Genomic DNA, 12296 nt, shown 5'->3' on the forward strand with positions numbered 1-12296 from the left:
CCCGTGGTTCCGGTCGAACCGGCCGCGCTGAGCCTCACCACCGGTTTCGGTGGCCCGGGCACGCGCGCGTCTCGTGTCGCGCCGCACCCCGCGCTAGGGTTGAGCGCGATGACAGACAACACGACGGTCGACGCCCTCGGCGCGACGCAGCCAGACGGCGGCGCGGCGCCACGCAGCGTCACCGATTCCAAGGATTTCGACCCGAGCACCGAGACCCCGGCCGAGCGGGCCGCGCGCTTCGAGCGCGACGCGATGCCGTACCTCGACCAGCTCTACAGCGCCGCCCTGCGCACGACGCGCAACCCGAGCGACGCCGAGGATCTCGTGCAGGAGACGTTCGCGAAGGCGTTCGCGGCCTTCCATCAGTACAAGCCGGGCACGAACCTCAAGGCGTGGCTCTACCGCATCCAGACGAACACGTACATCAACTCCTACCGCAAGAAGCAGCGTCAGCCGCTCGAGTCCGACGCCGCCGAGGTGGAGGACTACCAGCTCGCGCGGGCCGAGGCGCACTCGTCGACGGGGTTGAAGTCGGCCGAGAACGAAGCGCTCGATCACCTCCCCGACAGCGACATCAAGAAGGCGCTGCAGGCCTTGCCGGAGGACTTCAGTCTCGCGGTGTACTACGCCGACGTCGAGGGTTTCCCCTACAAGGAGATCGCCAAGATCATGGACACGCCGATCGGCACCGTGATGTCGCGCCTGCACCGCGGACGCAAGCTGCTGCGTGAACAACTCGAGGACTACGCGCGTGAGCGCGGCTTCCTCAAGGGTGAGGCGAACACCGCGAAGGGGGCGAAGAAATGAGCGACAAGTGCCCCGAGTACGTCGAGCGTCTCTACGCCTACATCGACGGTGAGCTGACGGCCGAGCAGTACGAGGAGATCAAGGCTCACCTGCTCGACTGCCCTCCGTGCCTGACGGAGTACGAGCGCGACATGCTGCTCAAGAAACTCATCAAGCGCGCGTGCGCCTGTGAGCAGGCGCCGGAGCAACTGCGCTCGTCGATCCTCACGCGCATCACCTACGAGCGCACCGAGGTGCGCTACGAGGCCTGACGCCGAACCGAGCATGACGAAGGCCGACCATCCCGTGAGGGTGGTCGGCCTTCGTTCGCGTCTGCGGCAGATGCTCAGGCGTTGGGCTTCTTGCCGTGGTTCGCGCCCTTGCCCTTGCGGCTGCGACGCTTGCGTGCGCGCTTGCTCATGGTCTTGCTCCCTGGTTCGGGGTCTTCCCCCCGGTACGTCGGGGGCCAACCTCCCCATTCTGTCACATCGCGCTCGTGCCCCCCTGCGCGCATCCGCGCAGCGAGAGGCGGCTCGCCCTCGTCGGCCTGGCGTGGTGGGGAGGTGGAGTCTCGGATCAACCGTTCGATTGATCCGAGCGGAGGTGGACCTTTCTTAAGTGAGCCTTAGCTCATCAGAAAGGCTCGGATTCATGACGACGACCCTCACCCCGCCCCTGTCGGCCGCGCTGCGCGACCACACCCGTGCCGCGCACGAGCACGCCGAGAACCGCGGCTTCATGACCCGCCTCATGGGCGGCGAGAGCAGCATCGGCGCGCACCAGGGGCTGCAGCGTCAGCTGCTGCCGGTGTACGACCACCTCGAGTCGGCGTGCGCGACGCACCGCGATGACCCCCGCCTCGCGCCGCTGCTGGACCCGGCACTCGAGCGCGCCGCATCGCTGCGTCACGACCTCGCCGCGCTGGAACGCCTCGGCTATGCGGACGCCACGGCGATCCTGCCCGCCACGCAGCGCTACGTCGACGACCTCGTCGCCTGCGCCGCCTCGCCGGCCACGCTCATCGGCCACCACCACACGCGCTACCTCGGGGATCTGTCCGGCGGGCAGATCATCGCGACGCTCATGCGCCGCCACTACGACGCGCCTCACGATGTCCTCACCTTCTACCGCTTCGACATCGCCAAGCCGAAGACGTACAAGGACGCCTACCGCGCGCGCCTCGATGAGTTGGCCCTCACGACGCAGGAGCAGGACGAGGCCCTCGACGCCGCCGGTCGCGCCTTCGCCCTCAACGCCGCCGTCTTCGACGCGCTGGACGCCTGCTACCCCGCGGGTGCGAACGCTCGGGCCGAGGCCGTCTGAACGCATGGAATCGATCCGTGAGATGCCCGTGGCGCTCGCGTTCGGCATCCTGTTCTGCACCGTCATGGCGCGAGCCAACGCGACATACTGGATCGGCCGCGGCGCGATCGGCGGCTGGCGTCGGCACCCCAAGTACGCCCACCACCTCGACGCGCGCTCCGTCAAGCGCGCCGAGGGCATGGTGCACCGCTTCGGCCCGCTCGCCGTCCCGCTGTCGTTCCTGACGGTCGGCGTGCAGACGGCCGTCAACCTCATGGCCGGGGCCGGCCGGATGCCGCTCGTGCGCTACCTGCCGGCCGTCGCCGTCGGCAGCCTCATCTGGGCCGGCGTGTACACCGTCGCCGGGGTGGCGTTGCTCGACGTCATCCTCCGCCTCGTGCACTGACGCACCTGACGTCATGAAGGTGGACGAGAATCGCCGATGTGGACGGAAATCGCAGGAGGGGACGGGATTCGCGACGGTGAACGAGAGTTGCAGGTGAGGCAGCGAGAACGGCCCGGCATCCAAGGGGATGCCGGGCCGTTCTCGCTGCGGGAGGGAGGCTCAGGCCTGCTTCGTCTCCGCGAAGATGCGAGCGATCTCATCGATCTTGCCGAGCAACTCGTCAGCCTTGGCGATGTCCCACTCGCCCTTGGTGCCGCTGGCACCGGCGAGCTTCGTCGCCTCGTTGACGAGGGTGTGAAGCTGCGGGTACTTCTCGAAGTGTGGGGGCTTGAAGTAGTCCGTCCACAGCACCAACAGGTGCTCCTTGACGAGCTGGCTGCGCTGCTCCTTGATGATCGTGGCGCGCATCTTGAAGTCTTCGTCGCCGGGCTTGTCGGCGACCTTGGCGATGATGGCCTTGACCGCCTCGGCCTCGATGCGGGCCTGGGCAGGGTCGTAGACGCCGCAGGGCAGGTCGCAGTGAGCCGAGACCTCGACGGTGGGGGTGAAGAAACGCTTCAGCATGAGGGACTCCTTGCTGCTGGTGATCAGCTGCCGAACGGCAGCACCGCTCTCAACCTATCGCGCGAAGCGGCCCCGGCGAAAGGTGCTGACGCAGGTGCGACAACGTCGCAGAATCTGCGTCATCACTGGGGAGTCGGGGCTGACGACCCGCCCCCGCATCGCCTCCTCCCCCAGCGCCCCGACGAGCCATGAGTCGACCCCCTCACGGGGGTTGTCACGCTCCACCCACCAGCCCGACGCGCCGTCGGCGAGGCGTTCGCGCCTCGTCACCCGTTTGATCGCGAGCGGGCGGGGGCCGTCGTCGCCGTCAGGGAGGCGGACGACGTGGCAGCGCCCGACCCGGGGCGACGTACCCCAGGCGACGAGGACGACGTCGCCGTCGACGTAGGTCGGTTCCATCGAGCGACCCCTGACGACGACGAAGCCCAGCTGCATCCCACCAGGGTAGTGGGGTGCAGCTGGGCGAGCGTCAGAGCAGTTCGTCGTCGACGAGGGCGGCGATCGCCTCGTGCTCGCTGCGAATGCGCGACAGGAAGCTCTTGGTGCGCTCACGCTGCGGGTTGTTGATGACGTCGCGCGGCGCGCCGGTCTCGACGATGACGCCGGCGTCCATGAACACGACACGGTCCGCGACGTCCCGCGCGAAGCTCATCTCGTGCGTGACGACGACCATCGTCATCCCGTCCTTGGCCAGTTCCTTCATGACGGCGAGCACCTCGCCGACCAGTTCGGGGTCGAGGGCGGACGTCGGCTCGTCGAACAGCATGAGCTTCGGCTGCATCGCGAGCGCGCGGGCGATGGCGACGCGCTGCTGCTGGCCGCCCGAGAGCTGGCTGGGGTAGTACTTCGTCTTGTCGCCGAGCCCGACCCGTTCGAGCAGCCGCTCGGCCTCCGCCTTCGCCTCGGCCTTGCCCACGCCCTTGACCTGGACGGGCGCCTCCATGACGTTCTCGAGGGCCGTCATGTGTGGGAAGAGGTTGAAGCGCTGGAAGACCATGCCGATCTCACGGCGCTGCGCGGCGATCTTCCTGTCCGTGAGGCGGTGCAGCTGCCCGCCCTTGTCGGCGTAACCCATGAGGTCGCCGTCGACCCAGATGCGCCCGCCGTCGATCGTCTCGAGCTGGTTGATGCAGCGCAGGAACGTCGTCTTTCCCGAGCCCGACGGGCCGAGCAGCACGACGACCTCGCCGGGGTGGACGTCGAGGTCGATGCCCTTGAGCACCTCGTGCTTGCCGAACGACTTCATGACGTTGACGGCGTGCACGAGTGGCTCATCGGAGCGTGAGGCCACGGGGGCCGTGGTTGCGGACGGTCGCGGCTGGGCGTTGCTCGCCCCGGCGGCGGCGGTGCTCATCAGTGGTCACTTCCGATCGAGGACAGACGTGAGCGGAACCCGCCGGTCGTGGTGCCCTGCGCCCCGAAGCCGCGCGCGAAGCGTCGCTCCAGCCAGCTCTGCAGCAGCATGAGCAGCGTGCAGAGGATGAGGTACCACATGAGGGCGCCGACGTAGCTCGGCATCACCTTGTACGTGTTGTTGGCGACGTTCTGCGCCTGGTTGAACAGTTCGGCGGTGACGGGCACGGCCGTCAGCAGCGACGTGTCCTTGACCATCGAGATGGCCTCGTTGCCGGTCGGCGGCACGATGACGCGCATCGCCTGCGGCAGGATGATGCGGCGCATGGCCTTGCCGTTGCTCATGCCGAGGGCCTGGGCGGCCTCACGCTGACCGTTGTCGACGGACAGGATGCCGGCGCGCGCGATCTCCGCCATGTAGGCGGCTTCGGACAGTCCGAGGCCGATGATGCCGACGGTGATGCCGGAGCTGATCGTCTTGACGTCGAGGGTGTAGAACGTCAGCCCGAGGTCCTTGCCGAACGGCACGCCGAGATCGAGGGTCGGGTAGAGGGTCAGGACGCCGAGACCGAGGATCGTCATGAGGACGTAGCGTGGCACGGCCCGGAAGAACCAGATGTAGACGAACGCCACGCCGCGCAGCACGGGGTTGTCCGACAGGCGCATGATCGCGAGGATGACGCCGAGCACGACGCCCAGGATCATCGACACGATCGTCACGATGATCGTGCCCTTGAGCAGTCCGTCGAGCACGGGCGAGTAGTTCATCACCTTGAGCACGAACGGCCAGTCCCAGGCCTTGTTGGTGACGACGGAGCTGATCATCATCGCGACGAGGACGGCGATGACGGCGAGGGCGACCCATCGGCCGGGATGCCGGACCGGCCGGGCGTCGATGACGCCCGGCCGCTCGGTGGTGGTGGTGTCGGTCATGTCGTTCGCGATCAGGGCTTGGGGTTGACCGGGAACGAGGTGACGGCGCCGTCACCGTTGCTCCAGGCGTCGAGGATCTTCTTGTAGGTGCCGTCCTTGTCGAGGGCCTCAAGGGCCTTCGAGATGGCCTCGGCGAACGCCGTGTTGTCCTTCTTGACGACGATGCCGTACGGGGCCGAGGCGTACTTCGAACCGACCTTCTCGAGCTTCGCGTCGTTCTTCGCGACGGCCCAGTTGGCGACGGGGGAGTCGGCCGCGAAGCCGTCGACCTTGCCGGCGATGAGGTCGGCGGTCACCTTCGACTGGGCGACCTCGCTGACGATCGTGATCGGCTTCTTGCCCGCGGCGGTGCACTTCTTGTTGCGTGCGGGCAGGTCGTCGGTCTGCTGCACGGTGTCCTTCTGGACGCCGATCGTCAGGCCGCACGCGTTGTCGGGGTCGAGCTTCTTCGGGTTGCCCTTGGCGGTGACCCAGGCGGTGCCCGCGCTGTAGTACTGCACCATGTTCGCGGTCTTGAGGCGCTCGGCGTTGATGGTGAACGAGCTGATCGCCGCCGGGTACTTGCCGGCGTTGACGCCGCCGATGAGGGTGCCGAAGTCGCCGTTCTGGAAGGTGAGCTTGAGACCGAGCTTCGCGGCGACGGCGTTGAGCAGGTCGATGTCCATGCCCTGGATCGTCTTGCCGTCGGCAGCCGTGAACTCGTTCGGGGCGTATGACGCGTCCGAACCGATCGTCAGGGTGCCCTCCTTGGCGATGGCGGCGGGGACGAGCTTGGCGAGCGGGTCGTCCTTCGTCACCTCGGCGGCCTTGCTCGACGCGCCCGCAGCGCCCGAGGAGGCAGAGCTCTTGGAGTCGTCGAGGGAGTCGGAGCCACAACCCGACAGCAGCAGGGCGGTGGCACTCAGGCCGGCGAGGGCGGGGGCGGTGGTACGACGCATGGGCGGGCCTTTCGGCATGGGGACGGCGCGAGCCGTCGGAGACGATGGCCACAGCATGCCACCGCGCCTCGCCCCGGGCGAGCGACACGACATAAGTATGCGGGATCGTGACCTACGGCCCGCCTCGTGCGCGCGACACCATGCCCGTGCAGCGACCTTGGAGCCGCCTCGTGAGACGTGCGTCACGCGTGATCATGCAGGACGCGGGCCGCTGCGATCAGGCCGAGCGCAACGAGTCGTAGAAGCGCACGCAGTCGTCGTATCGCGGCAGCAGACCCGACGCCTCGGCCTGCGCCAGCGACGGCGCAGCCTCGTCCTTGGGGGACAGCAGCGGTTCGATGTCGTCGGGCAGGGTCAGCCCCACCGTCGTGTCGAGGGGGTTGATGCCGTGCTCGCGCTCGGGGGTGTAAGGCGCGCTGCACAGGTACATCGCCGTCGAATCCTCCTCGAGGGCGCAGAACGCGTGGCCGAGCCCCTCGGCGAGGTAGACCGCCTTGCGTTCGCTCGTGTCGAGCACGACCGATTCCCACTGCCCGAACGTCGGCGACCCGACGCGGATGTCGACGATGAAGTCGATGATCGAGCCCGACAGGACGGTGATGTACTTCGCCTGGCTCGGTGGCACGTCGGCGAAGTGGATGCCGCGCACCGTGCCGCGGCTGCTGACCGAGATGTTCGACTGGACGACGTCCATGCGGTGGCCGAGGTGCTCGGCGAGCTTGTCGCCGCGGAAGCCCTCCATGAACACGCCGCGCCCGTCGGGGAACTGGCGGGGCGTGACGACGTAGGCGCCGTCGATCTTCAGCGGCTGGATGTCCATCACAGGGCCTTGCGGACGGCGGGGGTGATGTGGCCTTCGGCGAGGACGCGGTGCATGTAGGCGCCGTAACCGGACTTGACGAGGGAGTCGGCGAGGGCGGAGAACTGCGCGTCGTCGATCCAGCCCTGACGCCACGCGATCTCCTCGACGCAGCCGACCTTCAGATCCTGCTGCTCCTCGAGGACGTGGACGAACTGCGAGGCGTCCATGAGGCCCTTGAAGGTGCCCGTGTCGAACCACGCGGTGCCGCGCGGCAGCACCGTCACCGTGAGGTTGCCGCGGCGCAGGTACTCGTCGTTGACGCCCGTGATCTCCAGCTCGCCACGCGGGGAGGGCTCGAGGTTCTTCGCGATGTCGACGACGTCGTTGTCGTAGAAGTACAGGCCGGGCACGGCGTAACGCGACTTCGGCTGCTCCGGCTTCTCCTCGATCGAGACGACGTTGCCGTCCGCGTCGAACTCGACGACGCCGTAGGCGCTCGGGTTCGTCACGTGATGAGCGAAGACGTGGCCCCCGGTGAGCTCAGCGTGGCCCTGCAGCGCCGTCCCCATGCCGGCGCCGTGGAAGATGTTGTCGCCGAGGACGAGGGCGACCGAGTCGTCGCCGATGAACTCCTCGCCGATGATGAACGCCTGCGCGAGGCCGTCGGGCGAGGGCTGCACGGCGTAGCTGATCTCGACACCCCAGTCGGATCCCTCGCCCAGCAGCCGCTGGAACTGCTTGCTGTCGTGCGGCGTCGTGATGATGAGGATCTCGCGGACTCCGGCCATCATGAGCGTCGAGATCGGGTAGTAGATCATCGGCTTGTCGTACACCGGCATGAGCTGCTTGCTGATGCCCCGTGTGATCGGGTGAAGTCGCGTTCCCGATCCCCCCGCGAGAATGATTCCCTTCATAGGCCTACCTTATGCTGGCAGGGTGCAGATCCTGGTCACCGGCGGAGCCGGCTTCATCGGCGGCAACTTCGTCCACCTGACGGTGAAGGAGCGCCCAGAGGCGCGCATCGTCGTTCTCGACGCCATGACGTATGCGGGCAACGAGAGATCTCTCGACGGGCTGGGGGAGCACGTCGAGCTGGTGCGCGGCGACATCGCCGACGCCGCGCTCGTCGACCGTCTCGTCGCCGCGTCCGACCTCGTCGTCCACTTCGCCGCCGAGTCGCACAACGACAACTCCCTCGCCGAGCCGTGGCCGTTCGTCCAGACCAACATCGTCGGCACCTACACGCTGCTCGAGGCGGCGCGCAAGCACGACGTCCGGTACCACCACATCTCCACCGACGAGGTGTATGGCGACCTCGAGCTCGATGACCCGGAGCGTTTCACCGAGGCGACGGCGTACAACCCGTCGAGCCCGTACAGCTCAACCAAGGCCGGCAGCGACATGCTCGTGCGCGCCTGGGTGCGCAGCTTCGGCGTCAGGGCGACGATCTCGAACTGCTCGAACAACTACGGTCCGCGCCAGCACATCGAGAAGTTCATCCCGCGCCAGATCACTAACCTCATCGACGGCGTGCGCCCCAAGCTCTACGGTGACGGGCTCAACGTGCGCGACTGGATCCACGTCGACGACCACAACGCGGCCGTCTGGGCCATCATCGAGCGCGGGCGCATCGGGGAGACCTACCTCATCGGCGCCGACGGTGAGCTCGACAACAAGACCGTCGTGCAGGCCATCCTCACCGGGATGGGGCGTGACGCCGACGACTTCGACCACGTCACCGATCGGCCCGGCCACGACCGCCGCTACGCGATCGACTCGACGAAGCTGCGCGAGGAACTCGGCTGGAGTCCGCGCTACACGTCGTTCGACGACGGCCTCGCCGCCACGATCGCCTGGTACCGAGAGAACGAGTCGTGGTGGCGTCCGTTCAAGGACGCCACCGAGGCCAAGTACGCAAGCCAGCAGGTCGTCGCGGCGCCTGCTGACACCGCCACCGGTCAAGGGGCATGACGATGGCGCGTCGCTGGCTCGTCCTCGGAGGCACGGGCATGCTCGGTCAGGATCTCGACGCGCTGCTGCGCAGCCGCGGTGAGAGCGTCGTCTCGCTCGGCTCCGCCGGATGCGACGTCACCGAGCTGGAGACGGTGCAGCGCGTCATCGGCGATCACGCGCCGGACGTCGTCGTCAACTGTGCTGCGTACACGGCCGTCGATGCCGCTGAGAGCGACGAGGCCGCGGCGTTCGCACTCAATGGGACGGGTGCGTTCAACGTCGCTCGAACCGCGCAGGCCGCGGATGCCCAGCTCGTCCACGTCTCGACCGACTACGTCTTCGACGGCCGCGCCGAGGAACCGTACGATGTCGAGCACCCGCAGGCCCCGCAGTCGGCCTACGGACGCACCAAGGCGGCCGGAGAATGGGCCGTTCGTGCCACGCACCCCGACGCGCTCATCGTGCGCACGGCATGGCTCTACGGAGCGCACGGAAGCAACTTCGTCGCGACGATGCTGAAGCTCGCCCAGAACCGTGACACCCTCGACGTCGTGGCCGACCAGGTCGGACAGCCGACGTGGGCGGGCGACCTGGCGGACACCATCGTCGGGCTGATCGAGCAGGAATGCTCGGGCGGGTTCTACCATGGGACGAGTTCGGGCAGCGGGTCATGGTTCGACCTCGCACGAGAGGCATTCATCCTCGCAGGCCTGGATCCTGAGCGCGTGCGCCCGACGACGACGGAGGCGTTCCAGCGGCCCGCGCCGAGGCCCGCCTACAGCGTGCTCGCACGCTCACCGCGCGGGCCGAGCATCGGTGACTGGCGTGCACGACTCGCCGCATCCGGCGTCGTTCAGCAGGAGCGCGCTGCAGAGCGCGCGCGGGCCTGAGGCGCAGGCTCGAGACGACCGCGGTGCGGGGAACGCAGCCGAACGGGAACGAGGGGAATTCGGACGCGTCCGACGAAGGGGAAACAGGGTTTTGTGGGGAAAGGCGCCGGCGAGCATGACTGACGGGGCGAGAGGTAGGCGCGACCTGCTCGCCAGGATGCGTGGCGACTGGCGGCGCAACCTGTTCCTGCTGCTGTTCGTCCTCGACCTGGGCGTCATCACACTCGCCGTGGCTGCCGGGTTCTTCGCGCGCTTCGCAATGGCGGAGGCGTCGCTCGACACCGTTCGCTCGCAGGGCAACCTCTACCTCGTCGTCGTGCCCGCCCTCATCCTCGGATGGCAGGCCTCGCTGCTTCTCAATCAGGCGTACAACATGGAGATCATCGCGATCGGCACCGACGAATATCGTCGTGTCGTGCGCGCCACGTTCTTCACGTTCGGCGCGCTCGCGATCGTCCTCGTCCTGCTGCGCTGGCAGGTAGCGCGCGGCTTCCTGGCCGTCGCCCTCCCACTCGGGCTCGTCCTGCTTCTCATCGAACGTCTCCTGGTCCGCCGCTGGGTGCTCGCGCGACGCCGCCGCGCGATGCTCGTCGACGGCGTCGTCGTCGTCGGCTCACCGCATGAGGTGCGCTACGTCGCCGAAGGCATAGCCCGCAACCCGGCTGCGGGCCTAGTAGTGCGCGCCGTCGCGACGGACACGACCGATGCTCCGACGTTCGAGCTCGCCAACGGAGTGGTCGTGCCCCAGGCCGGCGCGATCGCCGACGTCGTCGACGCCGTGCACCGCTACGAGGCCAGCACGATCATCGTCGCCGGCCATAACCGCATCAACCGCAAGCAGCTGCGCGAACTCGGCTGGCAGCTCGAGGACACCACCATCCGCCTCGCCCTCGCCAGCCGCATGACGGACGTCGCAGGCCCCCGCATCCATTGGCACCCCATCGAAGGGTTGCCGCTCATGAGCGTCGAGATGCCCCGCTACAGCGGCGTCAAGTACTCCCTCAAACGGGCCTTCGACCTCGTCATCGCCACCGGGATGGTCGTCCTCGTCGCCCCGATCCTGTTCGCCATCGCCATCGCCGTCCGCCTCGACAGCCCCGGGCCCATCTTCTTCCGCCAGACCCGAGTAGGCGTCAACGGAACGCTGTTCAAGATGACCAAGTTCCGCTCGATGGCCGTCGACGCCGAAGCGCGCCTCGCCGGACTCGAACGACAGAACGAAGGCTCCGGCCTACTGTTCAAGATGAAAGACGACCCCCGCACCACCCGCGTCGGCGCCTTCATCCGCCGCTACAGCCTCGACGAACTGCCACAACTGTTCGACGTCATCGCCGGCAGCATGTCACTCGTCGGACCACGCCCCCCACTGCCCCGCGAGGTCGAAGCCTACGACCACCACGTCCACCGCCGCCTCAACGTCAAGCCAGGCATCACTGGACCCTGGCAGGTCGGCGGACGCTCGAACCTCTCCTGGCAAGAATCCGTGCGCAAGGACCTCTACTACGTCGAGAACTGGTCCCTGTCCGGCGACCTCGTCATCATGTTCAAGACCCTCCGCGCCGTCCTCGCACGCGACGGCGCGTACTGACATTCCCTTGTCTCGCCTTCCGGCCGGCCCCCGAAGGGGGGTCAGAACGTGGTTGTCGGGACGACGAACGCCCCACGTCGACGACGTGAGGCGCTCGAAGGTGCGATGAGGGCCGTCAGACGGAGAGCCAGTCCTGCCAACCGGCGTGAAGCACGAGCCACGCCATGAGGCCGTAGCCCGCCTGGCCGGGGTGGTAGCCGTCGCTGGCGGCAAGATCCGACTGCCACTGATCGTGCCCGAGCAGCGGGCGGAAGCAGTCGACATACGTCACGCCACGACGCGCGCAGACGTCCGCGTGCGCGTCGACGAGCACCTCGAGCTTCGCGTTCATCTCCGGGTCGCTCGTGGGCGGCGGGCCGACGACGAACGTCGCGATGCCGTTCGTCGACGCATCGTCGAGGATGTTCGCGAGGTTGAGGCGCGAACGTGCTGTCGTCAGACCCTGCGCGGCGTCGTTCGTGCCGAAGCCGATGACGAGTCGGCGCTCGTTGCAGTTCTTCCACCGCAGCGCCGCCTCACCCCGCCAGCGCGCGAGGACGTCAGAGGAACTGTCGCCGCGCACGCCGAGGTTGTACGTCGTCAGCCTGACGCCCTCGTGCGGCGTACGCGCGACGACCCGCGAGACCCACCCCAGGGCCTTCGGGTCGCCGTAGCCGTTGACGAAGCTGTCGCCGACGAAGACGAGGCCGACACGGCGCTCACCCTCGGCGACGTGGAAATCGGCGCTCGGCCGGAACTCGGGCTCGCTGCCTTCGGTGGGGTAGGACACGCTACGACCGCC

16 protein-coding genes are annotated in these 12296 nt (G+C 67.9%); 7 read left to right on the top strand and 9 right to left on the bottom strand.

The genetic code is table 11. The features are described from left to right. Positions 1-108 precede the first annotated feature (108 nt). A complete protein-coding gene (locus ABH936_RS07980; RefSeq protein WP_404602978.1) occupies positions 109-807 on the top strand; it encodes a sigma-70 family RNA polymerase sigma factor in 699 nt (232 codons plus the stop codon). Further along, on the top strand, positions 804-1058 hold the full coding sequence (rsrA, locus tag ABH936_RS07985; protein WP_038567329.1) for a mycothiol system anti-sigma-R factor: 255 nt from the start codon (positions 804-806) through the stop codon (positions 1056-1058). Before ABH936_RS07980 ends, rsrA begins: the two co-directional genes overlap by 4 nt. A gap of 74 nt (positions 1059-1132) precedes the next feature. On the opposite strand, the gene ABH936_RS07990 is transcribed toward rsrA, so the two are convergent. Further along, positions 1133-1207, bottom strand: coding sequence for a 50S ribosomal protein bL37 (locus ABH936_RS07990; RefSeq protein ID WP_369798754.1), 75 nt, complete (start codon positions 1205-1207; stop codon positions 1133-1135). A 230-nt stretch (positions 1208-1437) separates the two neighbouring features. Between ABH936_RS07990 and ABH936_RS07995 the strand changes: the two genes are divergently transcribed. Both ABH936_RS07995 and ABH936_RS08000 read left to right on the top strand, forming a co-directional pair. Next, positions 1438-2109, top strand: a complete 672-nt coding sequence (locus ABH936_RS07995) for a heme oxygenase (biliverdin-producing) (RefSeq protein ID WP_404602979.1) — start codon at positions 1438-1440, stop codon at positions 2107-2109. A gap of 4 nt (positions 2110-2113) precedes the next feature. After that, positions 2114-2494: a DedA family protein gene (locus ABH936_RS08000; RefSeq protein ID WP_404602980.1), complete on the top strand. Its 381-nt coding sequence runs from the start codon at positions 2114-2116 to the stop codon at positions 2492-2494. 159 nt (positions 2495-2653) lie between these two features. Here ABH936_RS08000 and sodN read toward each other — a convergent pair whose 3' ends face one another. The 7 genes from sodN to rfbA form a co-directional block, all read right to left on the bottom strand. Beyond that, positions 2654-3058 (bottom strand): superoxide dismutase, Ni, encoded by a 405-nt coding sequence (sodN, locus tag ABH936_RS08005; protein WP_404602981.1) that lies wholly within the window; start codon positions 3056-3058, stop codon positions 2654-2656. 54 nt (positions 3059-3112) lie between these two features. Next, the gene (locus tag ABH936_RS08010; protein WP_404602982.1) at positions 3113-3493 is read right to left on the bottom strand and encodes a S24/S26 family peptidase; all 381 of its coding nucleotides are present in this window, start codon (positions 3491-3493) and stop codon (positions 3113-3115) included. Between the two features lie 34 nt (positions 3494-3527). Further along, positions 3528-4304, bottom strand: a complete 777-nt coding sequence (locus ABH936_RS08015; protein WP_404603020.1) for an amino acid ABC transporter ATP-binding protein — start codon at positions 4302-4304, stop codon at positions 3528-3530. A 107-nt stretch (positions 4305-4411) separates the two neighbouring features. Further along, positions 4412-5344 (bottom strand): amino acid ABC transporter permease, encoded by a 933-nt coding sequence (locus tag ABH936_RS08020; RefSeq protein ID WP_006945891.1) that lies wholly within the window; start codon positions 5342-5344, stop codon positions 4412-4414. Between the two features lie 11 nt (positions 5345-5355). Continuing rightward, complete coding sequence (locus ABH936_RS08025) at positions 5356-6282, bottom strand: ABC transporter substrate-binding protein (protein ID WP_404602983.1); 927 nt, start codon at positions 6280-6282, stop codon at positions 5356-5358. 217 nt (positions 6283-6499) lie between these two features. Then, complete coding sequence (locus ABH936_RS08030; RefSeq protein WP_081873607.1) at positions 6500-7102, bottom strand: dTDP-4-dehydrorhamnose 3,5-epimerase family protein; 603 nt, start codon at positions 7100-7102, stop codon at positions 6500-6502. After that, complete coding sequence (gene rfbA, locus ABH936_RS08035; RefSeq protein WP_006945868.1) at positions 7102-7998, bottom strand: glucose-1-phosphate thymidylyltransferase RfbA; 897 nt, start codon at positions 7996-7998, stop codon at positions 7102-7104. The genes ABH936_RS08030 and rfbA overlap by 1 nt, the downstream gene beginning before the upstream one ends. A gap of 22 nt (positions 7999-8020) precedes the next feature. On the opposite strand from rfbA, the gene rfbB reads away from it, so the two are divergent. The 3 genes from rfbB (at position 8021) to ABH936_RS08050 (ending at position 11515) form a co-directional block, all read left to right on the top strand. After that, positions 8021-9055 (top strand): dTDP-glucose 4,6-dehydratase, encoded by a 1035-nt coding sequence (rfbB, locus tag ABH936_RS08040; RefSeq protein ID WP_115296431.1) that lies wholly within the window; start codon positions 8021-8023, stop codon positions 9053-9055. Positions 9056-9057: 2 nt separating this feature from the next. Beyond that, entirely contained in the window at positions 9058-9927 is an 870-nt protein-coding gene (gene rfbD, locus ABH936_RS08045) for a dTDP-4-dehydrorhamnose reductase (RefSeq protein WP_062257165.1), read from the top strand. Positions 9928-10042: 115 nt separating this feature from the next. Beyond that, the gene (locus ABH936_RS08050; protein WP_083607387.1) at positions 10043-11515 is read left to right on the top strand and encodes a sugar transferase; all 1473 of its coding nucleotides are present in this window, start codon (positions 10043-10045) and stop codon (positions 11513-11515) included. Between the two features lie 115 nt (positions 11516-11630). Here the strand turns inward: ABH936_RS08050 and ABH936_RS08055 are convergent, their stop codons facing one another. Then, positions 11631-12284, bottom strand: a complete 654-nt coding sequence (locus tag ABH936_RS08055; RefSeq protein ID WP_006945919.1) for a GDSL-type esterase/lipase family protein — start codon at positions 12282-12284, stop codon at positions 11631-11633. Positions 12285-12296: the final 12 nt, after the last annotated feature.

The sequence above is a fragment of the Dermacoccus sp. GAS27A genome (assembly GCF_044909235.1).
Classification (GTDB): domain Bacteria; phylum Actinomycetota; class Actinomycetes; order Actinomycetales; family Dermatophilaceae; genus Dermacoccus; species Dermacoccus nishinomiyaensis.